Raw genomic sequence first — 20949 nt, forward strand, 5'->3', positions numbered from 1 at the left:
GGCTAGCACGGCGAAGGTCCGGCGCAAACGGTCTTACACGAAAGCGCCCGCGGCCTTGTGGGCGAGGCGGATCGGCTCCGGCAGGCGGTATTTCGGCGCGCAGGCCAGCACCAGCGCCACGCTCGACGGGATGTCGGCGAGGTGGCCGGGCGAGATGAACAGGGGATGCTTCCCCGTGCGGGTGCGGACCACCGCGCCGATGGTCTCGCCCTTGTCGACGAGCGGCTGATGCGCGCCCTTCTCCTCGTCGAGGGGGGCGTTGCGGCCGCAGAGCCGGGTCTTGCCGACGCCGATCGTCGGGCGCTGGAGCCACAGGCCCATATGGCTGGCGATGCCGATGCGGCGCGGATGCGCCGTGCCCATCCCGTCGAACAGGAAGACGTCCGGCTCGGCCTCGAGCCGGCCGAACGCCTCCTCCAGCACCGGGCCCTCGCGGAAGCTGAGGAGACCCGGCACGTAGGGGAACGGCGTCGGCATGAGTGCCGTCACCGTCTCGACCACCCGGAAATCCGGGAAGGTCGCGACCACGATCGCGGCGTGCGAGCGATCGTTCTTCACGCTGACATCGACGCCGGCGACGAGCCGCACGGCGTCGAGGTCGAGGGCTCGGTCGGCCACGACCTCGGCGGCGAGCCGGCGCTGGAGCGCCACGGCTTGCGTCGGCGTCAGGTCCCAGCCGTGGCGCCGAGCGAGATCCATCAGTTGGCGAAGCGGAAATGCAGCACGTCGCCGTCCTGCACCAGGTACTCCTTGCCCTCGAGCCGGAGCTTGCCGGCCTCGCGGGCCCCGGCCTCGCCCTTCAGCGCCGTATAGTCGGCGTAGGCGATGGTCTCGGCGCGGATGAAGCCCTTCTCGAAGTCGGTGTGGATCACCCCGGCGGCGCCCGGCGCGCGGGTGCCCTTGGTGATGGTCCAGGCCCGGGCCTCCTTCGGCCCGACGGTGAAGTAGGTGATGAGGCCGAGGAGTTCGTAGCCGGCGCGGATCACCCGGTTCAGGCCCGGCTCGGCGAGGCCGACCGCTTCCAGGTACTCGACCTGATCGGCCGGCGGCAGCACCGCGATCTCGCTCTCGATCTTGGCCGAGACGACGACCGCCTTGGCGCCCTCCAGTGCGGCGCGGGCGAAGACGGCGGCCGAGCGGGCGTTGCCGGCATCCGCCGCGCCTTCCTCGACGTTGCAGACGTAGAGAACGGGCTTGGCCGTCATCAGGCCGAGTTGCGAGAACAGGCGCTCCTCCTCGGCCTTGCGCTCCACGAGGCGGGCCGGCTTGCCCTCGCGCAGGAGCGGCAGCGCCCGCTGGACGAGGTCGAGGACTTCCTTGGCCTCCTTGTCGGCGCCCTTGGCCTTCTTCTCGAGCGCGGTGAGGCGCTTCTCGAGGCTGTCGAGGTCGGCCAGCATCAGCTCGGTCTCGATCGTCTCGATGTCGGCGATCGGGTCGACCTTGCCCTCGACATGGGTGACGTCGCCGTCCTCGAAGCAGCGCACGACGTGGGCGATGGCGTCGACCTCGCGGATGTTGGCGAGGAACTGGTTGCCGAGCCCCTCCCCCTTCGAGGCGCCGCGCACCAGGCCGGCGATGTCGACGAAGGTCAGCCGGGTCGGGATGATCTCCTTCGAGGAGGCGATGCGGGCGAGAGCGTCGAGGCGTTCGTCGGGCACCGCCACCTCGCCGACATTCGGCTCGATGGTGCAGAACGGGTAGTTCGCCGCCTGCGCCGCCGCGGTCTGCGTCAGCGCGTTGAAGAGCGTCGACTTGCCGACGTTCGGCAGGCCGACGATGCCGCATTTGAAGCCCATCAGATCAGTCCATTCGATTCACGGTAAGACCGCCGGCCCGCGGTCGTGTCGCGTGGCACTTGCGATGTGGAGCGTGCAGGGTCAAGCCGGCTTCTCGCCGACGCGCTTCACCTCGTCCCAGCCGCGCCCGGCCATGGCGAGGTGGACCTTGTTCTGGAAGCGGGCATCCTCGCCCGCGGCGAGCAGCTCGGCGCCGTCGGCCATCGCGTCGCAGAGGTCCTCGACCCACGGCGTCTCGGCCTTGGCGAAGTCGTTGAGCACGTAGGCGTGGACGAGGGCCTTGTCGCCCGGATGCCCGATGCCGAGGCGGGCGCGCCAGTACTCGTTGCCGCATTGCGCGGTGATCGAGCGCAGGCCGTTATGGCCGGCATTGCCGCCGCCCTTCTTCACCCGGAGCTTGGCGGGCGCGATATCCAGCTCGTCGTGGAACACCACCACGTCCTCCAGCGGGATCTTGTAGAAGCGCTGCGCTTCCGCCACCGCCCGGCCCGATTCGTTCATGAAGGTCAGGGGCTTCAGGAGCAGCACGCGCTCGGGCCCGATCACCGCCTCGGTGCTCTCGCCCTGGAACTTGCGGCGCCACGGCGCGGCGCGGTGCCGGCGGGCGATCGCGTCGAGCGCCATGAAGCCGATATTGTGCCGGTTGCCCGCGTAGCGGGTCCCGGGATTGCCGAGGCCGACGAACAGCCGCATGGCGAAATCAGGCTCCCCGAGAAAAGGGAAACGCCCCGGGTCTCGCGACCGGGGCGTTCCGATGACGGACAGGATCGAGCCGAGGGCGGCTCAGCCCTCCTTGGACTCGTCGTTGGCAGCCTCGTCGGCGGCCTCTTCCGCGGCCTCGGCGGCCGACTCGGCGCGGGCGGCCTCGGCCACCGCGGCCTCCTCGGCCTCGACCTCGGCGCCGAGCACGGTCGGCGGCACGATGGTGGCGACGACGTCGGCCCCGTCGAGGACGATGCTGGCGCCGGCCGGGACGGGCAGGTCGGAGACGTGGATGGTGTCGCCGACGTTCTTGCCGGTGAGGTCAACGGTGATCGCGTCGGGGATCGACTCGGGGGCGACCGAGACCGTCACGGTGTGATGCGTGATGGTGAGCGTGCCGCCGTTCTGCTTGATGCCCGGGGCCGCATCCTCGTTCGAGAAGTGCACCGGCACCTCGACGTCGACCGACTGGCCGGCGACGACGCGCAGGAAGTCGACGTGCAGCGGGACGCCGGTGACCGGGTCGAGCTGGTAGTCGCGCGGGATCGCCCGGACCTTGCGGCCGCCGGCGCTGATCTCGAACACGGTGGTCAGGAAGCCACCGGCGTAGATCAGGGTGCGGGTGCGGATGAGGTCGATGGCGATGGCCTGCGGCGGCTGGTTGCCCCCGTAGACGACGGCCGGCACCTGGCCCTGGCGACGAACGGCCCGGGCGGCCCCCTTGCCGACCCGGTCGCGTGCCACGGCCTCAAGCGGCTTCACGGCGCTCATGGCGTGATCCTTAAAACTGGTGTTGACGGATGGCTCAAACGCCGAAGGCCGCCCCCTCGAGGACGGCCCTGTGAACCGACGTCGCCACGCCCGTTCCCGTGACGGGAATCCGGCCTCCAAGGGTGTCCGGCGGGCGGGGTGCTGCTAGCAGACCAAGAACCCGATGGCAAGGATTGCGGGTTGGCGCGGATTCGGCGCGATCGCCGGAGGGATCCTTAACCGGTCGGCCGCGACTCTGCCGGGCATCGCTGACCGACCTGGAGACGACCCGTGACGCGCCCGATCCTCTGGGCCCTCGGCGTGCTCGCCACCGCCGCCCTCACCGGCGGATCGATGACCGAGCGCTTCGCGAAGCTCGCCCGCGGCGGCCCCGCCCCGGCGGCCGAGGCGGCGCAGGTCGAGCCCGGCTCCGCCTCCAGCGTGAGCCTGTCGCAGGATCTCTCCGGCCACTTCAAGGCCCACCCGCAGGTCGAGGGGCAGGTGCTGCGCATGCTGGTCGATACCGGCGCCACGCTCTGCGTCTTCACGAGCGAGGATGCGGCCCGGATCGGGATCAGGGTCGCGGAGCGCGACTTCACCGCGCGGGTCGGCACCGCGAACGGCACGGTGCCGGCGGCGCCGGTGCGCGTGCGCGAGATGCGGATCGGGGGAATCGCGGTGCGCGACGTCGAGGCCCTGGTCCTGCCGAGCGGGCGCCTCGAGACCAGCCTGCTCGGCATGTCGTTCCTGCGCCGCCTGCGCGGCTTCGAGGTCGCGGCGGGGCGGATGATCCTGCGGGGATGACGGCGGCGGGGGCCTTGCGCGGACGCCCGGGGCGGAACGCCCCCGGGAGGATCGCCCCGGTCTCCGGTCAGGTGGCCGGGCAGGCGCCGCCGTTGCGCATGTCGACGACGGTCGGCAGCACGATCTCCGGGTTGTTGGTGACCCCGACGTTGTAGACCTTGCCGTTGCGCACCGGCCAGATCACCGTCTCGGTCATCGTGCTGAGCTTGAACCGGTCGGCGAGCGTCGCGCCGAAGACCGGCTTGTAGGTCATCGTCAGCTCGACGACGACGTAGCGCACGCCGCCATTCTTGAACGCGTCCGGCACGGTCGGCACCGCGGTCGGGCCGATCGGGGCCGGCGCCCCGGCACTGCCGGCATCCACGGCGTAGGAGCAGACCCGGGCCGAGCCGCTGGCGTCGTAGACGCCGATCGCCTTGGCGGCGATCCGCGCCGTGGCGCCGTCGTAGGGCGCCAGCACCGCCCGCCCGGCCTTCGCAATGGTGGCGAACTGCCCGCTCGAGACGTCGCCCGCCTCCCGCGCCACGAGATCGGCCACGGTGCGGGCGGCGAGCGTCACCTTGCGGAAGTTGCTGATGTAGCCGGCGAGGTCGGTCGTGCCGAGGTAGAGCAGCAGCAGGAGCGGCAGCACCATCGCGAACTCGACCGCGGCGAGGCCGTCCTGCGCCCCCCGGAAGCGGGCGAGCGCGCGGCCTGCCCGTCCGCCGCGGTCCCGGGCCGCGTCCACGACGCTCCGCATCCGCCGGGCGCTCATTGGAACGGCTCCGTGCGGAAAGCCACGGTGCTCTGCAGGACCCGCTTGCCGTTCGCCAGGGTGTTGGGGTTGAGGAAGCTGAAGAAGACCGGGAACTCCACCGCCGCCTGCACGACGACGATCTGGTTCGAGCCCGGGTTCTGGTACTGCGTGCCGAAGGCCGAGGGCGAGCTGCGCCAGGCGCGCGCGCCGGAATCGACGGGGCTCGGCGGCGCGAAGCTGGCATTGTCGGCCATCGTCAGGACCTCGACCTTGACGTCGCCGCAGGCGAAGATCGTGACCCGGCCGTCGCAGATCGCCGCCTTGAACTTCTCCAGCGCGACCTGCTGCGTCGTCTTGTCGGCGGGCGGCGGCGGATCGGAGGACCGGGCGGCCTGGAACTGCCCGGTATAGAGCTGGCGCGCCGCGCTCGACACCGCGTTGTCGAGGACCTGGCCGGCGAAGAAGGCGAGCGCGGTCTCGACGATCGCCGCGATGAGGCACAGGAACGGCAGCGCGATCAGCCCGAACTCCACCGCCGTCGCGCCGTCGCGGGCGGCGGCGAAGCCGGCGATCCGCCGGCGGATCGTCAGGGCCCGCGACGGGCGGGGCGCCGTCGCGGCGGGCCCGGGCGACGGTCCCGCGGCGTGGAGCGGAGGACGACGGGGCATGACCGGTTCGAGCTCGTGCGTGGCCGACGACGCTGGTTTACGAAGCGAGGGGTTTCGGATCCGTTGCGCCGAAAGGCGTACGCTCAGCGCATCGCCGCGGCCGGACCGCCGGCGCCGCCCGCCGTCGCCATCGAGTTGCGCTGGCCGGTCTGCCCGCTCACCTCGGAGAAGTAGCGTTGCGCGTCGCCGAGCTGCACCGCCGGCTGGCAGGCCGGCGTGCAGGAGTAGGATTCGCGCTCGAGCCCGCGCTGCACCGTGACCACCGACGGGCTGCCGGCGCGCACGCTGATCGCCGATTCCGCCAGCATGGTGCCGGCCGAGTCGAGCGCGATGAGGTTGGTGCTGCCGAAGCTCTTGCCGGTCAGGACCACGATGCCGTTCCGCTGCAGCGACACGTCGGCGATGATCGGGTTGCCGACGATCACGGTGGCGGTCCGCTCGGGCAGGCGGATCACCTTGGCGTTGTCGACCGACACGGTCACGGTCGCCCCGTCGCTTCCCTGCGCCCCGGCCGCGGCGGGCACCAGCAGCAGCGCGAGGGCCAGGAGGCCGGCGGCGCGCGGGGCGCGCGGGAGGCGGGGCGGGGTCATCGGCGGTCGGTCTCTCGGGCGCATCGTCTCCCGCCACTCAAGCGCGGGACGGTTGAGAAACCGCTAAGTGCCGTCGAACTGGTGCCGGCAGCGCCTCGAGGGGGCCGGACACGCCCCGCTCCGCCGGACCCAGCGGCAGGCCGTTCGCGGTGCCCGTCGATCGATCGTTAACCAACGCGGGAAGTTCGGCGCGATGGGCCGGTCGCCGCGATCGTTTTAACTCAACCTCAACACGGTTCGACCTACGTTGCCGTCAGTCCCGATCGGCGCCAGTCGATTGTCGACGGACTAACCGAGATCACTGAAGCGGGAACACAGTCATGATCACCAAGCTGAAGCGTTTCGTCAGCGACGAGTCCGGCGCGACCGCGATCGAGTACGGGCTGATCGCCACCCTGATCGCCCTCGCGGTGATCGTCGCCGCCGGCACCGTCGGCAACAACCTGTCGAAGCAGTTCACCAACATCGCCGCGAACCTGAAGTAACGATCGCGAGGCCGACCCGCGACGGCGGGTCGGCGCGCCGCGGACGGCGCGAGACGCGGGCCGCCTTTTTCACGGAGGTCCCGCTCCGCCGCCTGCCGGAGATCCCGGCCTGATCGCCCCCGGCGGTCGGCGAAGCTGATCGATGCGGCCCCTCGCGCCGCCCGCGTGGCGCGCCGCCGCGTTCCCCGACCGCCGTCGCGAGCCCGCATGGCCAGCCTCTGCCTCCTCGTCGTGTTTCCGTTCCTGATGGCCTACGCGGCCGCCAGCGACCTTCTCACGATGACGATCCCCAACCGCATCAGCCTGCTGCTCGTGGGCGCCTTCGGCGTCCTGGCGGTGACCGCCGGGCTCGGCTGGGCGGAACTCGCCGATCATGCCGGCGCCTTCGCGGCGACCCTGGCGGTCGGCTTTTGCCTGTTCTGCACCGGCACGATCGGCGGCGGCGACGCCAAGCTCGCGGCCGCCACCGCCCTGTGGCTCGGCTTCGGGCCGCTCGTCGACTACCTCACGGCCGCCGCCATCCTGGGCGGGATCCTGACCCTCGGGATCCTGAGCGTGCGCCAGCATCCCCTGCCCGGCTTCGCCGCCTCCTGGCCGTTCGCGCTCGACCTGCGCTACGGCGAGAAGGGAGTGCCCTACGGCCTCGCCCTCGCGGGCGCCGCGCTGGTGGTGTGTCCGGCCGCGCCGCTCTGGCGCCTCGTCCTGCCGGCCTGAGGCCGGGCCGCGCCCGTCCCCGATCCACCGTCCCCCCAGGGTCCGGCCCCGAGGTCCGGGCGAGGATCGGCACGCGCATTCCCCGGGACCGTCGTCCCTCCCCCCGCCACGGGCCCGACGCACTCGCCCCGGCGGCCCCACGGTCCGCCGGGGATCGCGGCGTTGCCGTCGCGCGCGCCGCCGCCGCCGTCGCGGTCCGTCCAAACACTAAGGGTGATTAACCTTAATTTGAGGAATGCCTGATGAAGTCAGGGACGGGACGGCACGGCGCCGCCCCCGACCGTGTCCTCTCGTTGGCGCTCCATGAAGTCTTCGCGCTTGCTTCTCATCAGCGTCGCCGTCGTGACCGGCGCAGGGGCGTTCATCGTGATGAGCGGCCGCGAGCCGCCGCCCGCGCCGGTGGTCGCGCCGACGGCCGCGCCGGCCCCGGCGATGGAGACGGTGGAGGTGCTGGTCGCCGCCGCCGAGCTGCCGATGGGTCAGACCGTCAAGGCGCCGGACATGCGCTGGCAGACCTGGCCCCGGGCCGCGGCGGGCGACGCCTTCCTGCAGCGCGCCAACGCGCCGACGGCGCTCGAGGACACGGTGGGCTCGATCGTGCGCAGCCCCTTCCTCTCCGGCGAGCCGATCCGGCGCGAGAAGCTCATCAAGGCCAACGGCAGCGGCTTCCTGTCGGCGATCCTGCCCTCGGGGATGCGCGCCGTGGCGATCTCGATCGACGCGCGCGGCAGCAACACCGCCGGCGGCTTCATCCTGCCGAACGACCGCGTCGACGTGCTGCGCACCTCGCGGGACGACGAGGCCTCCCGCACCGGCGGCAGCGACGTCCAGACCTCCGAGACCATCCTGACCAACATCCGGGTGCTGGCGGTCGGCCAGACCGTGCAGGAGCGCAACGGCGAGCGCGTGGTCACCGGCGATACCGCGACCCTCGAGCTCACCCCGCCCCAGGCCGAGGCCGTCACGCTCGCCCAGAAGGTCGGCCAGCTCTCCCTCGCCCTGCGCAGCCTCGCCGATGCCGGCCAGGCCGCCCCGCAGGCGGCGGCGGAGCCGCAAGCGGAGGGCGGGGTCACGGTCGTGCGCTACGGCGTCGCCAAGCAGATGCCCCGCCGATGAGAGTTGCCCTGCCGATGAGCGCCCGCCCGTCCAGCCCCGAGGGCGGCGCCGCGCCCCGCCCCGCGAGCCCCCGTTCCATGCCGATGTCCGAGACGTTTCCCGCCTCCCTGCGCGCCGTCGCCGCCGGGGCGCTGGCGGCCCTCCTGGCCGCCCTCCCCGCCGCCGCCCAGGGCGGGGCGGGAGCGCGCGGCGGCATCGTGCCGGCGCCGGTGGTGAATGTCGGCCCCAACGAGGCCGACGTGTCGCGGCGCATCGACCTCACCATGGGCCGCTCGCTGGTGATCGACCTGCCCCGGGACGCCAAGGAGGTGTTCGTCGCCAACCCGAAGGTGGCGAACGCCGTGGTGCGCTCGACCCGCAAGGTGTTCATCATCGGCATCGAGAACGGCGCCACGTCGATCTTCGTGATGGACGGCGAGGGGCGCCAGATCGCCGCCCTCGACGTCACCGTGGGGCGCGACCTCAACGTACTGCGCCAGACGCTCGCCGGCAGCATCCCGGGGGCGCGGTTCGACGTGCGCCCGGCCGGCGATTCGGTGCTGCTCACCGGCACCGTCAACTCCGCCGGCGAGGCCCAGCAGGCCGTCGACATCGCCAACGCCTTCGTGGGCGTCGGCGGCGGCGGGGCGGCGGCCCGCGGCGCGGTGATCAACAACCTGACGATCCGCGGCAAGGACCAGGTGATGCTGCGCGTCACCGTGGTCGAGGTGTCGCGCCAGGTGCTCAAGCAGTTCGGCGTCAACCTGAACGCCAACTGGAGCGCGATGAACTTCGTCAACGGCGTGCCCTTCCCGCTGACCGGCGGCTCGTACCCGGCCGGCAACGACATCTCGGCCAAGATCAGCTCGGGCGGGTTCTCGCTGCAGGCGACCCTGCGGGCCTTCGAGCAGGCCGGCGTGTCGCGGGTGCTCGCCGAGCCGACGCTCACGGCGATCTCCGGCGAGGCGGCGAACTTCACCGCGGGCGGCGAGATCCCGGTCCCGACCAGCCAGACCTGCTCGGCGGTCCTGGCGTCGAACAGCTCGAACTGCGCCGTCGGCATCGAGTACAAGCCCTACGGCGTGGCGCTGAACTTCACGCCGGTGGTCCAGTCCGAGAACCGGATCTCGATCCGGATCGGCACCAACGTCACGGAGATCGACACCCAGGCGGCGATCCCGGTCTCGAACGGCAACAACACGATCTCGGTGCCGGGCCTGACGGTGCGCAAGTCGGAGACGACCATCGAGCTGCCCTCGGGCGGGACGATGATGATCGCGGGCCTGATCCAGCAGCGCAACCGCCAGGCGATCAGCGGCCTGCCGGGGATGATCAACCTGCCGATCCTCGGCGCCCTGTTCCGCTCCCGCGACTACCAGCGCCAGGAGACGGAGCTGATGATCATGGTCACGCCGTTCATCGCCAAGCCGATGGATCCGGCCCAGGTCCGCAAGCCCGACGACGGCTTCACCGAGGTGAGCGACAGCCAGTCGATCCTGCTCGGGCGCTTCAACCGCCTCTACGGCGTGGTCGGCGCCGCCCCCCTCGGCGCGGGCTATCGCGGCCGGGTCGGCTTCATCACCGACTGAGCCCGCGGGACGCTCCCGAGACCCCGCCGAGATGTCCGTCCCGAGGACACCCGTCCGCCGAGACCGCGCCGCCGAGACTTCGCCGCCGAGACTTCGCCGCCATGATCCGCACAGCCCTCCGCCTGACGCTCCTCGCCGCCTCGGCCGCCCTTTCCGCCTGCGCCTCCAAGGGCCCGGGTGCGATGGGCCCGGTCACGACCGGCTCGACCTACCCGATGACGGTCGCCGAGCGGCACCCGATCGTCCTGTCGGATTCCCCGCGCAACCTCGACGTGTTCGTCACCGGGACCGGGCACATCGACCCGCGCCAGGCCGACGACGTCGACGGTTTCCTCACCGAGTACCGCCGCTACGGCCGCGGCGTGCTGGTGCTCGAGGTGCCCCGCGGCTCGCAGGTGCCGGGCGGCGCGGTGGAGCGCACCCTCGGGGCCCTGCGCGCCCGGGCGGTGGCCCGGGGGGTCGGCCCGCGCGAGATCGTCGTCGCGCCCTATCCGGTCGCCAACGTCGCGGTGAGCGCGCCGGTCCGCCTGAGCTTCCAGCGCATGCAGGCCAAGGTCGCGGGCGCCTGCGGGCTGTGGCCGCAGGATCTCGGCGCCAGCAACGCGGGCTTCAACAGCCGCAACGAGCCGTACTGGAACCTCGGCTGCGCCACGCAGTCCAACGTCGCGAGCCAGATCGCCGATCCGGTCGACCTCGTGCGCGGCCGCCAGGAGGGCCGGATCGACACGGTGGTCCGGACCCAGAACCTGCTCGACCTGCGCGCCGGAAAGGATCCGTCAACCACTTGGAAGCAGGATGGTCGCGCGAGCGTGAAGAACCAGGTGGCACAGTGATGAGGACGCGCCGGACGACCATCGCCGCCGCGCCCGCGGCGAGGCGCGCCGGCGCCCCCCGGGCCCGGCCGGGCCGGGATCCCATCGCCGCCACCTCCCCGTTCGGCGGGCCGGCCTCCCCCGTGCCGGCCTCCCATGCCCCCGTCCGCGAGGCCCGACGCCATGTCTGAGGCGGATGAATCCAAGGACCGGGTGATCGCCCCGGTCCCCCGCATCACCGTGCAGGCCTTCTGCGAGAGCGGCGATGTCGCGGGCGTGATCGAGGCGGCCGCCGAGGACCGGCGGATGCAGAAGGCGCATACCCGCGTCCAGATGGGCGGCGCCTCCGCCGCCGTCGAGGCCTACCGCAACGCCCCGACCCCGAACGTCATCGTGATCGAGACCGGGGCCGGGCGGGGCGACCCGCTCGCGGCCCTCGACAGCCTGGCGGAGGTCTGCGACGCCGGCACCAAGGTGGTGGTCGTCGGCCACGTCAACGACGTCGTGCTCTACCGCGAGTTCATGCGCCGCGGCGTGAGCGAGTACCTGATCGCCCCGGTCGATCCGATCGCCGTCATCGCGGCGATCTCCGACCTGTTCAGCAATCCTTCCGCCGAGCCCCTCGGCCGGACGGTCGCGGTGGTCGGCGCCAAGGGCGGCGTCGGCGCCTCGACGCTCGCCCACAATCTCGCCTGGTCGGTCGCCCGCGACTGCGGCACCGCGACGGTGCTCGCCGACCTCGACGTCGCCTTCGGCACCGCCGGCCTCAACTTCAACCAGGATCCGCCGCAGGGCGTGGCCGAGGCGGTGTTCGCGCCCGAGCGGGTCGACGCGAACTTCGTCGACCGCCTGCTGTCGAAGTGCACCGACAACCTGAGCCTGCTCGCGGCCCCCGCGACCCTCGACCGACCGACCGACTTCGCGGAGGGCGCCTTCGACGGCGTGATCGACGTGCTGCGGGCGAGCGTGCCCTGCATCGTGCTCGACGTGCCGCACGCCTGGTCGGCCTGGTGCCGGCGGATGCTGATCGGCGCCGACGAGATCGTGGTCGTGGCCGCCCCCGACCTCGCCTCCTTGCGCAACGCCCGCAACCTGTTCGAGGTGCTGCGGCAGGGCCGGCCCCACGACCGCATGCCCCGCCTCGTCCTCAACGGGGTCGGGATGCCCAAGCGCCCCGAGATCGCGGTGGCGGAATTCGCCAAGGCGCTCGACGCCCCGGTCGCCGCGACGGTGCCGTTCGATCCCGCCCTGTTCGGCACCGCGGCCAATAACGGCCAGATGCTGGCGGAGGTGCAGCCCGGATCCAAGGCGACCGAGATCCTGAGCGAGCTCGCCGGCAGCCTCACCGGCCGCGCCGAGACCCGCCGCGGCCGGGCGAACCTCCTCGAGCCGCTGCTGGCCCGGCTCGGCCGCCGCAAGGCGTCGTGAGCCGCGATCCCCCCCTCTGACCGATTCCCGAGAAGGTCGCTGATCCCATGTTCGGCAGGAGACCCGGAGCGACGGCGCAGACGATGCCGGCCGTGCGGCCCGCCGGCCCCGCCGCGGTGCCCCCGGAGGCGGCCGCGCCGGTCTTCCAGGACGGGAGCCGGGCCGAGAGCCCCCCGCCCCCGGTGCTGCGCGAGGCCCCGGCGCCGGTGGAGAACGCCCGCTCGGACGAGTACTACCGCACGAAGAGCATGATCTTCGGCGCGCTGATCGAGGCGATCGACCTCACCCAGCTCGCCCGCCTCGAGCCGGACGCGGCGCGGGAGGAGATCCGCGACATCGTCATCGAGATCATCGGCCTCAAGAACGTCGTGATGTCGATCGCCGAGCAGGAGGAGCTGCTCGACGACATCTGCAACGACGTGCTCGGCTACGGCCCGCTCGAGCCGCTTCTCGCCCGCGACGACATCGCCGACGTGATGGTGAACGGCGCCAACCGGACCTACATCGAGGTCGGCGGCAAGATCCAGCTGACGGGCGTGCGCTTCCGCGACAACCAGCAGTTGATGAACATCTGCCAGCGGATCGTCAGCCAGGTCGGCCGCCGGGTCGACGAGGCCTCGCCGATCTGCGACGCGCGCCTGCCGGACGGCTCGCGCGTCAACGTGATCGCGCCCCCGCTCGCCATCGACGGCCCGGCGCTCACCATCCGCAAGTTCAAGAAGGACAAGCTCACCCTCGACCAGCTCACGCGCTTCGGCTCGATCTCGCCCGAGGGCGCCAAGATCCTGCAGATCATCGGGCGGGTGCGCTGCAACGTGGTGGTGTCGGGCGGCACCGGCTCGGGCAAGACCACGCTTCTCAACTGCCTCACCCGCTACATCGACGACGACGAGCGCATCATCACCTGCGAGGACGCGGCCGAGCTGCAATTGCAGCAGCCGCACGTGGTCCGCCTCGAGACGCGGCCTCCGAACCTCGAGGGCCAGGGCCAGGTCACGATGCGCGACCTGATCAAGAACTGCCTGCGCATGCGGCCCGAGCGGATCATCGTCGGCGAGGTGCGCGGACCGGAGGCCTTCGACCTCCTCCAGGCGATGAATACCGGCCACGACGGCTCGATGGGGACGCTGCACGCCAACTCGCCGCGCGAGTGCCTGTCGCGCATCGAGTCGATGATCGCGATGGGCGGCTTCAGCCTGCCCGCCAAGACCCTGCGCGAGATGATCGCCGGCTCGATCGACGTCGTCGTCCAGGCCGCCCGCCTGCGCGACGGCTCGCGGCGCATCACCCACATCACCGAGGTGATGGGGATGGAGGGCGACGTCATCATCACCCAGGACCTGTTCGTCTACGACATCGTCGGCGAGGACCCGAACGGCAAGCTGATCGGCCGCCACCGCTCGACCGGCATCGGCCGGCCGCGGTTCTGGGACCGGGCCCGGTACTACGGCGAGGACCGGGCGCTCGCCGCCGCCCTCGACGCGGCCGAGGTCCGGGCGGAGGAGACGGCGTGAGCCCCGCCGGCGGAACCGCCCTCGGGTCGGCCTCGTGGCCCGCCGGCCGCGCGGGGAGGCGCCCGTGATGGATCTCGAGGCCGCGCTCGCGGCCGGCCTGCTCGCGGTCAGCGCGGTGTCCCTCGCCTCCGCGGTCGTGGTGCCGCTGCTGCCGAGCGAGGCGCGCGCCGCCAAGCGCCAGCAGGCCCTGATCGGCCAGCGCCAGGCCGCCGAGCGCGTGCAGGCGGTCAGCCGCCGCGACCAGGTCGCCAAGAGCCTCAAGGAGATCGAGGACAAGGAGAAGAAGGCCCGCATCAGCCTCGAACTCCGACTGGCCCAGGCCGGCCTGAGCATCGACAAGCGGCAATTCCACCTGTTCAGCGCGGGCGGGGGCCTGCTGGCGGGCCTCCTCGGCTTCCTGCTGAGCGGCGACGCGCTCCTCGGGCTCGGCCTCGCCTTCGCGGCGGGGCTCGGCCTGCCGCGCTGGCTGCTGTCCTACCTGCGCAAGCGCCGGATCACCCGCTTCATCCTCGAACTGCCCAACGCCATGGACGTGATCGTGCGCGGCATCCGCTCCGGCCTGCCGGTCGGCGACTGCCTGCGCATCATCGCCCGCGAGGCCCAGGAGCCGGTGAAGAGCGAGTTCCGGGCGCTGGTCGAGGCCCAGGCCCTCGGCATCTCATTGGCCGAGGCGGTGGGGCGCCTCTACGAGCGCATGCCGGTGCCGGAGGCGAACTTCTTCGCCATCGTGATCGGCATCCAGCAGAAGTCCGGCGGCAACCTCTCGGAGGCGCTCGGGAACCTCTCGCGGGTGCTGCGCGACCGGCGCAAGATGAGCGAGAAGGTCAAGGCGATGAGCATGGAGGCCAAGGCCTCGGCGGCGATCATCGCCTCGCTGCCCTTCGTCGTCGCTTCGCTCGCCTGGCTCACCAGCCCCGACTACATCTCGCTGCTCTGGACCACCAAGATCGGCCACATCGCGCTCGCCGGGTCCGCCGTCTGGATGCTCGTCGGCGTGACGGTGATGAGCCGGATGATCCGCTTCGACATCTGATACGAGATCCGGAAGATTACTTCCGGATCTCGTATCACCAGCCCGCGCGGCGCTTGAGCGAAGCCGATTTCCGCATCGCGAAGCGATCAGCCGGAAATCGTATGACCTCGACGTCCGACAGGGTCTCCCCTCGCCGGACACCGCCCAAGGAGGCGCCTCGTGCAGTACCTGTCCCAGGCGATCGATCCCTACTTCCTCGGGTCGGTGCTCGCCGCCATCGCGGTGGCCGCCACGGTGTTCACCCTGGCCCAGCCGTTCGTCGAGCCCGACCGGCTCAACGGCCGCATGAAGAGCGTCGGCCGGGAGCGCGACCGCATCCGCGTGCGCGAGCGCGAGCGCCTGAACCAGAAGGCGTCCCTGCGCCAGGAGCCCAAGGCCTACATGAAGCAGGTGGTCGACCGCCTGCGCCTCGACAACTGGCTCGGCACCGAGGACGTCAAGAACAAGCTGATGATGGCCGGCTATCGCGGCCCGCAGGCCGAGATCGCCTTCCTGTTCTTCCGCCTGGTGGTACCGATCGCCTTCTTCGTCCTGGCGGTGGTCTACCTGTTCGTGCTGCAGGTGCTCGACCAGCCGCTGATGGTGCGCCTCGGCATCGTGGTCGTGGCGCTCTATCTCGGCATCAAGGCGCCGGAGGTCTTCCTGCGCAACCAGACCGCCAAGCGCCAGGCGATCATCCAGCGCAACTGGCCGGACACGCTCGACCTGCTGCTGATCTGCGTCGAATCCGGCATGGCGATCGAGGCGGCGTTCCGGCGCGTCGGCGTCGAGATCGCCAACCAGTGCATGACGCTGGCCGAGGAGATGGCGCTCACCACGGCCGAGCTGTCCTATCTCAGCGACCGGCGCATCGCCTACGAGAACCTCGCCAACCGCACCGGCCTCGAATCGGTGAAGAACATCACGACGGCGCTGATCCAGGCCGAGCGCTACGGCACCCCGGTCGGCCAGGCCCTGCGGGTGCTGTCGCAGGAGAGCCGCGACCAGCGCATGAACGAGGCCGAGAAGAAGGCCGCCGCCCTGCCGCCGAAGCTCACCGTGCCGATGATCCTGTTCTTCCTGCCCGTGCTGTTCGTGGTGATCCTCACCCCGGCGATGGTGCAGGTGTTCAACATGAAGTAGGGGCCTCGCGCCCCCTACCCGCCGGCGGCGAAGAACCGGTTCTCCGGCCGGGGCAGGCCGAGATGGTCGCGCAGCGTCGTGCCCTCGTACTCCCGACGGAACAGGCCGCGGGCCTGCAGCTCCGGCACCACCTTGGCGGTGAAGTCCTCGAGCCCCTGCGGCACGTCCGAGACCATGACGTTGAAGCCGTCGCAGGCACCCGCCTCGAGCCAGGCCTGCATCTCGTCCGCGATGGTCGCCGGCGTGCCGACCATCGCGAGGCCGGCATAGCCGCCGAGGCGCTGGGCGAGCTGGCGCACGCTCAGGCCCTCGCGGCGCGCGAGCGCGATCGCCCGTTCGCGCCCGGTCTTCGACTGGTTGGTCTCCGGGATCGCCGGCAGGGGCCCGTCGGGGTCGAAGGCGCCCGCATCGACGCCGAGCGCGATCGACAGGGCGGCGATGGCGCTCGCCTCGTGGACGAGCCCGTCGAGATGGGCGCGCTTCGCCCGCGCCTCCTCGAGCGTGTCGCCGACCACCACGAAGCAGGCCGGCAGGATCTTGAGGTGGTCGGGGTTCCGCCCCACCGCGACCATGCGCCGGCGCACGTCCTCGGCGAACAGGCGCCCGTCCTCCAGGCTGCCGGCGGCGCCGAAGATCACCTCCGCGGTCTCGGCGGCGAGCTGGCGCCCGGCATCGGACGCGCCGGCCTGCACGATCACCGGCCAGCCCTGGACCGGCCGGGCGACGTTGAGGGGCCCGCGCACCGTGAGGTGGGGGCCGTGGTGATCGAGGACGTGCATCCGGTCGGGATCGAAGAAGACCCCGCTCTCGACGTCGCGCAGGAAGGCATCGTCGGAGAACGAATCCCACAGGCCCTTCACCACCTCGACGAATTCGCGGGCGCGGTCGTAGCGGTCGGCGTGATCGGGATGGTGCTCGAGCCCGAAATTCCTCGCCGCGTCGGGGTTCGAGGTCGTCACCACGTTCCAGCCGGCGCGGCCCGCGCTCAGGTGGTCGAGGGAGGCGAAGCGCCGGGCGACGTGGTACGGCTGGTCGTAGGTGGTGGAGGCGGTGGCGATAAGCCCGATCCGCTCGGTCACCATGGCGAGGGCCGGCAGCAGCGTGGCGGGATCGAACGACGTGACGGTGGCCGAGCGCTTGAGCGCCTCGACCGGCATGTTCAGCACCGCCAGGTGGTCGGCCATGAAGAACGCGTCGAACTTCGCCGCCTCCAGCTCCCTCGCGAAGCGGGCGAGGTGGCGGATGTTGAAGTTGGCGTCCGGCAGGCCGCCCGGATAGCGCCACCAGGCGGTGTGGATGCCGACCGGGCGCATGAAGGCGCCGAGGTGAAGCCTGCGGGTGTGGGCCATGTCGGGCTCCTGGTGCCGCTTGCGGGCGGCGCAGGCCGGATCTGGGTTCGCGGCCCTGGTTGGTCAATGAATTCCGTGTACGACTGCCCCGCGTCGAGAGCGGGATCGAGGCGACGAGGGGCTGGATGAGCGGGATCGAACGGCAGGATGCCCTGAAGGCGCGCTACGGCGCGCAGACCGCCCGCGCCGTCGCCGACGGTCCCTGGAACGACGTCATCGCGGGTCTCCTCGCCCACCGCACGGTGCGGGCGTTCCGGCCCGATCCGCTCCCCGAGGGATTACTGGAGACGCTGGTCGCCGCGGCGCAATCGGCGCCGAGCTCATCCAACCTCCAGACCTGGAGCGTCGTCGCGGTCGAGGATCCGGCCGCCAAGCGGCGCCTGTCCGAGGTGGCACGCGGCCAGCGCCACGTCGTCGAGGCGCCGCTGGTGCTGGTCTGGCTCGCCGACCTCGCGCGGCTCGGCGCGATCGGCCGCGACCGGGACCGGCCGACCGACGGGCTCGACTACCTCGAGACGTTGATCGTCGGCGTGGTCGATGCCGCGCTCGCGGCCCAGAACGCCACGGTGGCGCTCGAATCCCTCGGCCTCGGCTCGGTCTATATCGGGGCCCTGCGCAACGATCCCGAGGCGGTGGCCGAGCTGCTCGGCCTGCCGGAGAACGTGGTGGCGGTGTTCGGGCTCAGCGTCGGCTGGCCCGATCCTGAGCGGCCGGCCGCCGTCAAGCCGCGCCTCGGCCAGGACGTGGTGCTGCATCGCGGCCGCTACGATCCCGCCCTCGCGACCGGGGCGATCGCCGCCTACGACGCGGCGATGCAGGAGTTCCAGGCCGGGCAGCGGATGCCGGAGGTCGGCTGGAGCGGGGCCGCCCTGGAGCGGGTGCGCGGCCCGGATTCCTTGAGCGGCCGCGACCGGCTGCGCGGCATCCTGGAACGCCGCGGGTTCGGGCTGAAGTAGCGCGTCATACCCTCGCGCCTTGGCATCGACACGTCGATGCCAAGGCGTCCGGCGCATGAGCGCCGACGCCCGTTCGGGCTTAGCCAGCGCCCTGGACCGGATCCGTTCCAAGGCGCGGCGGTATCATCCGTCTCTTCGAACGATTTTCCGTTGATCGTCCGCATCGTTCTTCATAAAGAACGATGCGCGGCGCGGAGCTTCCGCGCGGCACGAAGCGGGAGGGCGACGGTGGCGGACGAACAGAGGCGCGCGGAGACGATCGCGGCGGCGAACGGCATCGGCACGGACACGGCCTTCGGGGCGGTGACCCCGCCGCTCTACCTCTCGACGACCTACACCTTCGCAGAGTTCGAGAAGGCGCGGGCCTACGACTACGCCCGCCTCGGCAACCCGACCCGCGACCAGCTCGCCGACACGCTGGCGAAGCTCGAGGGCGGGGCCCGCGCGGTGGTGGTGTCGAGCGGGATGGCGGCGCTCGACCTCGCCCTGTCCCCCTTGCGCCCCGGCGACCTGCTGGTGGCGCCGCACGATTGTTACGGCGGCACCCACCGGCTGCTCTCGATGCGCGCCGCGCGGGGCCATTACCGCGTCGCCTTCGTCGACCAGACCGACGAGGCGGCGCTCACCACCGCGCTGGCCGACGGCGCCCGGATCGTCCTCACCGAGACGCCGAGCAACCCGCTGATGCGGATCACCGACCTGCGCCGCGTCGCCGCCCTGGCGAAGGCCGCCGGCGCGCTGTTCGTCGTCGACAACACCTTCCTGTCTCCGGCCCTGCAGCAGCCGCTGGCGCTCGGGGCCGACCTCGTCGTGCACTCCACCACCAAGTTCATCAACGGCCATTCCGACGTGATCGGCGGCGCGGTGATCGCCGCGGATGCGAGCCTCGGCGACGAACTCGCCGCGTGGGCCAACACCGTCGGGGTCACCGGATCGCCCTTCGACGCCTACCTGACCCTGCGCGGCGTGCGCACGCTGTTTCCCCGCATCGAGCGCCAGAGCCGCAACGCCGCCGCGGTCGCGGCCTTCCTCGCCGGGCACCCGGCGGTCGCCCGGGTCTACTATCCCGGCCTGCCCGACCATCCGGGCCACGCGATCGCGAAGGCCCAGCAGCGCGGCTTCGGGGCGATGCTGAGCGCGGAGCTCGCCGGGGGACGCGAGGCGGTGCGCCACCTCGTCGGGGCGCTCAAGGTGTTCAGCCTGGCGGAATCCCTCGGCGGGGTCGAGAGCCTGATCGCCCATCCGGTGACCATGACCCACGCCGCGATGGACCCGGAGGCGCGGGAGCGCGCCGGCGTCGGCGACGCACTCGTGCGCCTGTCGGTCGGTCTCGAGGCGGAGGAGGATCTGCTCTCGGATCTCGGGCGGGCGCTGGAGGCGGTCGCGCGGGGGTGACGGGCGTGAGGTCGGATCCGACCTGACACGATCTCGCAGAGGAGAACACGTCTCCCCGCCCCGGGCGATGCCGGGCTTGGGCGGCATCGCCCGGAGAGGGGAGACGCGCCGATTCATGCCCCGGATAGCCCTGCCGATACGGTGAGGGGGATTCCGCGCCCTCCTGCCAACCCCCGATGCAGGCGCCCCACGCCTCGCACGCCCCGTTTCCACGAATAAAAATAATCTCCCCGGAACCGCGACCCCTTTAGATCACCGATCTCCATCCCACCAAAACAGTAAAACAACGTTCTGGTTGACGTCGCCCCTGTAAAATTCAGATATTCCGGCATCCCGACGGCGCTTTTGCGCGCTCACGACAGCCTGCGAGACCAATCATGACGAAGCGACCCACCCTGCCCACCCGCAGGCAGGCCGCCGCCCTGTTCGCGGGCCTCTCGCTGCTGGCCGCCGCGGCACCGGCGCGGGCGGCCGAGGGGCAGCTGCGGATCGCCAAGCAGTTCGGCGTCGTCTACCTGCTGCTCAACGTCGCCGAGGACCAGGGTCTGATCGAGAAGCACGGCCGGCAGGCCGGGCTCGACATCAAGGTCGAGTACCTGCAGCTCTCGGGCGGCTCGGCGGTCAACGACGCGCTCCTGTCGGGCAGCGTCGACATCGGCAGCGCCGGCGTCGGCCCGCTCTTCACGCTCTGGGACCGCACCCGCGGCCGCCAGAACGTCCGCGGCGTCGCCTCGCTCGGCAACTTCCCGTACTACCTCGTCAGCAACCGCCCCGAGGTGAGGACGATCGCCGACCTGACCGACAAGGACCGGATCGCCCTGCCGGCGGTCGGCGTCTCGGTCCAGGCGCGCATCCTGCAGATGGCCTCGGCCAAGCTGTGGGGCGACAAGGACTTCGCCCGGCTCGACCGCAACAGCGTGGCGTTGCCCCACCCGGAGGCCGCCGCCGCGATCATCAAGGGCGGCACCGAGATCACGGCGCATTTCGGCAACCCGCCGTTCCAGGAACAGGAGCTCGCCGAGAACCCGAACGCCCGGGTGGTGCTCAGCTCCTACGACGTCCAGGGCGGGCCGGCCTCCTCGACCGTGCTCTACGCCACCGAGAAGTTCCATCAAAACAGCCCGAAGACCTACCGGGCCTTCGTCGACGCCCTCGACGAGGCGGCGCGCTTCATCGCCGCCGATCCCGAGCGGGCCGCCGACATCTACCTCAAGGCCAACAACAGCCGCATCGACCGCGCCCTGCTGCTCAAGGTGATCACGAGCCCGGAGGTGAGCTTCAAGGTCGCGCCGCAGAACACGCTCGGGCTGGGCCAGTTCATGCACCGCGTCGGCGCGATCAAGAACGAGCCGAAGGGCCTGGACGACTACTTCTTCGTCGATCCGCGCATCGCGGCGGGCAGCTGAGGGCG

The 20949-nt window shown here is 71.6% G+C and carries 21 protein-coding genes; 13 read left to right on the top strand and 8 right to left on the bottom strand.

What is annotated here, in order from left to right; translation table 11 throughout:
* Positions 1 to 33 precede the first annotated feature (33 nt).
* The 4 genes from nfi to DK419_RS07140 all read right to left on the bottom strand — a co-directional run bounded on the left by nfi (position 34) and on the right by DK419_RS07140 (position 3269).
* Positions 34 to 699, bottom strand: a complete 666-nt coding sequence (nfi, locus tag DK419_RS07125) for a deoxyribonuclease V (protein ID WP_109958461.1) — start codon at positions 697 to 699, stop codon at positions 34 to 36.
* Positions 699 to 1796, bottom strand: coding sequence for a redox-regulated ATPase YchF (gene ychF, locus DK419_RS07130; RefSeq protein ID WP_109958462.1), 1098 nt, complete (start codon positions 1794 to 1796; stop codon positions 699 to 701). Before ychF ends, nfi begins: the two co-directional genes overlap by 1 nt.
* 81 nt (positions 1797 to 1877) lie before the next feature.
* Positions 1878 to 2489 carry an aminoacyl-tRNA hydrolase gene (gene pth, locus DK419_RS07135; RefSeq protein ID WP_109958463.1) on the bottom strand — a complete coding sequence of 204 codons (612 nt, stop codon included), beginning with the start codon at positions 2487 to 2489 and terminating at the stop codon, positions 1878 to 1880.
* Between the two features lie 90 nt (positions 2490 to 2579).
* Positions 2580 to 3269, bottom strand: a complete 690-nt coding sequence (locus tag DK419_RS07140; RefSeq protein ID WP_109958464.1) for a 50S ribosomal protein L25/general stress protein Ctc — start codon at positions 3267 to 3269, stop codon at positions 2580 to 2582.
* A gap of 270 nt (positions 3270 to 3539) precedes the next feature.
* Here DK419_RS07140 and DK419_RS07145 point away from each other — a divergent pair, with 270 nt between their 5' ends.
* On the top strand, positions 3540 to 4052 hold the full coding sequence (locus tag DK419_RS07145) for a retropepsin-like aspartic protease family protein (protein WP_109958465.1): 513 nt from the start codon (positions 3540 to 3542) through the stop codon (positions 4050 to 4052).
* Positions 4053 to 4119: 67 nt separating this feature from the next.
* Here the strand turns inward: DK419_RS07145 and DK419_RS07150 are convergent, their stop codons facing one another.
* From DK419_RS07150 to DK419_RS07160, 3 genes are all read right to left on the bottom strand, one after another.
* Entirely contained in the window at positions 4120 to 4791 is a 672-nt protein-coding gene (locus DK419_RS07150) for a TadE/TadG family type IV pilus assembly protein (protein ID WP_109962173.1), read from the bottom strand.
* Between the two features lie 11 nt (positions 4792 to 4802).
* Positions 4803 to 5456 carry a TadE/TadG family type IV pilus assembly protein gene (locus DK419_RS07155; RefSeq protein WP_109958466.1) on the bottom strand — a complete coding sequence of 218 codons (654 nt, stop codon included), beginning with the start codon at positions 5454 to 5456 and terminating at the stop codon, positions 4803 to 4805.
* Between the two features lie 83 nt (positions 5457 to 5539).
* Positions 5540 to 6046 carry a pilus assembly protein N-terminal domain-containing protein gene (locus tag DK419_RS07160; protein ID WP_109958467.1) on the bottom strand — a complete coding sequence of 169 codons (507 nt, stop codon included), beginning with the start codon at positions 6044 to 6046 and terminating at the stop codon, positions 5540 to 5542.
* 320 nt (positions 6047 to 6366) lie between these two features.
* Here DK419_RS07160 and DK419_RS07165 point away from each other — a divergent pair, with 320 nt between their 5' ends.
* The 9 genes from DK419_RS07165 (at position 6367) to DK419_RS07205 (ending at position 15838) form a co-directional block, all read left to right on the top strand.
* Complete coding sequence (locus DK419_RS07165; protein ID WP_109958468.1) at positions 6367 to 6531, top strand: Flp family type IVb pilin; 165 nt, start codon at positions 6367 to 6369, stop codon at positions 6529 to 6531.
* Between the two features lie 207 nt (positions 6532 to 6738).
* Positions 6739 to 7245 carry an A24 family peptidase gene (locus tag DK419_RS07170; RefSeq protein WP_109958469.1) on the top strand — a complete coding sequence of 169 codons (507 nt, stop codon included), beginning with the start codon at positions 6739 to 6741 and terminating at the stop codon, positions 7243 to 7245.
* Between the two features lie 303 nt (positions 7246 to 7548).
* Positions 7549 to 8361 (top strand): Flp pilus assembly protein CpaB, encoded by an 813-nt coding sequence (gene cpaB / locus DK419_RS07175; RefSeq protein ID WP_109958470.1) that lies wholly within the window; start codon positions 7549 to 7551, stop codon positions 8359 to 8361.
* A 77-nt stretch (positions 8362 to 8438) separates the two neighbouring features.
* The gene (locus DK419_RS07180) at positions 8439 to 9929 is read left to right on the top strand and encodes a type II and III secretion system protein family protein (RefSeq protein ID WP_109958471.1); all 1491 of its coding nucleotides are present in this window, start codon (positions 8439 to 8441) and stop codon (positions 9927 to 9929) included.
* A gap of 101 nt (positions 9930 to 10030) precedes the next feature.
* Entirely contained in the window at positions 10031 to 10762 is a 732-nt protein-coding gene (locus DK419_RS07185; protein ID WP_109958472.1) for a CpaD family pilus assembly protein, read from the top strand.
* A 162-nt stretch (positions 10763 to 10924) separates the two neighbouring features.
* On the top strand, positions 10925 to 12169 hold the full coding sequence (locus DK419_RS07190; protein WP_109958473.1) for a CpaE/TadZ family protein: 1245 nt from the start codon (positions 10925 to 10927) through the stop codon (positions 12167 to 12169).
* Between the two features lie 47 nt (positions 12170 to 12216).
* On the top strand, positions 12217 to 13683 hold the full coding sequence (locus DK419_RS07195) for a TadA family conjugal transfer-associated ATPase (RefSeq protein ID WP_109958474.1): 1467 nt from the start codon (positions 12217 to 12219) through the stop codon (positions 13681 to 13683).
* 67 nt (positions 13684 to 13750) lie between these two features.
* The gene (locus tag DK419_RS07200) at positions 13751 to 14716 is read left to right on the top strand and encodes a type II secretion system F family protein (protein WP_109958475.1); all 966 of its coding nucleotides are present in this window, start codon (positions 13751 to 13753) and stop codon (positions 14714 to 14716) included.
* A 159-nt stretch (positions 14717 to 14875) separates the two neighbouring features.
* Positions 14876 to 15838, top strand: coding sequence for a type II secretion system F family protein (locus DK419_RS07205; RefSeq protein WP_109958476.1), 963 nt, complete (start codon positions 14876 to 14878; stop codon positions 15836 to 15838).
* Between the two features lie 14 nt (positions 15839 to 15852).
* Here DK419_RS07205 and DK419_RS07210 read toward each other — a convergent pair whose 3' ends face one another.
* Positions 15853 to 17187: an LLM class flavin-dependent oxidoreductase gene (locus DK419_RS07210; RefSeq protein WP_109958477.1), complete on the bottom strand. Its 1335-nt coding sequence runs from the start codon at positions 17185 to 17187 to the stop codon at positions 15853 to 15855.
* 125 nt (positions 17188 to 17312) lie between these two features.
* Here DK419_RS07210 and DK419_RS07215 point away from each other — a divergent pair, with 125 nt between their 5' ends.
* The 3 genes from DK419_RS07215 (at position 17313) to DK419_RS07225 (ending at position 20944) form a co-directional block, all read left to right on the top strand.
* On the top strand, positions 17313 to 18143 hold the full coding sequence (locus tag DK419_RS07215) for an NADPH-dependent oxidoreductase (RefSeq protein WP_109958478.1): 831 nt from the start codon (positions 17313 to 17315) through the stop codon (positions 18141 to 18143).
* A gap of 228 nt (positions 18144 to 18371) precedes the next feature.
* Positions 18372 to 19538, top strand: coding sequence for a cystathionine gamma-synthase (metB, locus tag DK419_RS07220; protein WP_109958479.1), 1167 nt, complete (start codon positions 18372 to 18374; stop codon positions 19536 to 19538).
* A 377-nt stretch (positions 19539 to 19915) separates the two neighbouring features.
* A complete protein-coding gene (locus DK419_RS07225; RefSeq protein WP_109958480.1) occupies positions 19916 to 20944 on the top strand; it encodes an ABC transporter substrate-binding protein in 1029 nt (342 codons plus the stop codon).
* Positions 20945 to 20949: the final 5 nt, after the last annotated feature.

It is taken from the genome of Methylobacterium terrae, assembly GCF_003173755.1.
GTDB classification, from domain to species: domain Bacteria; phylum Pseudomonadota; class Alphaproteobacteria; order Rhizobiales; family Beijerinckiaceae; genus Methylobacterium; species Methylobacterium terrae.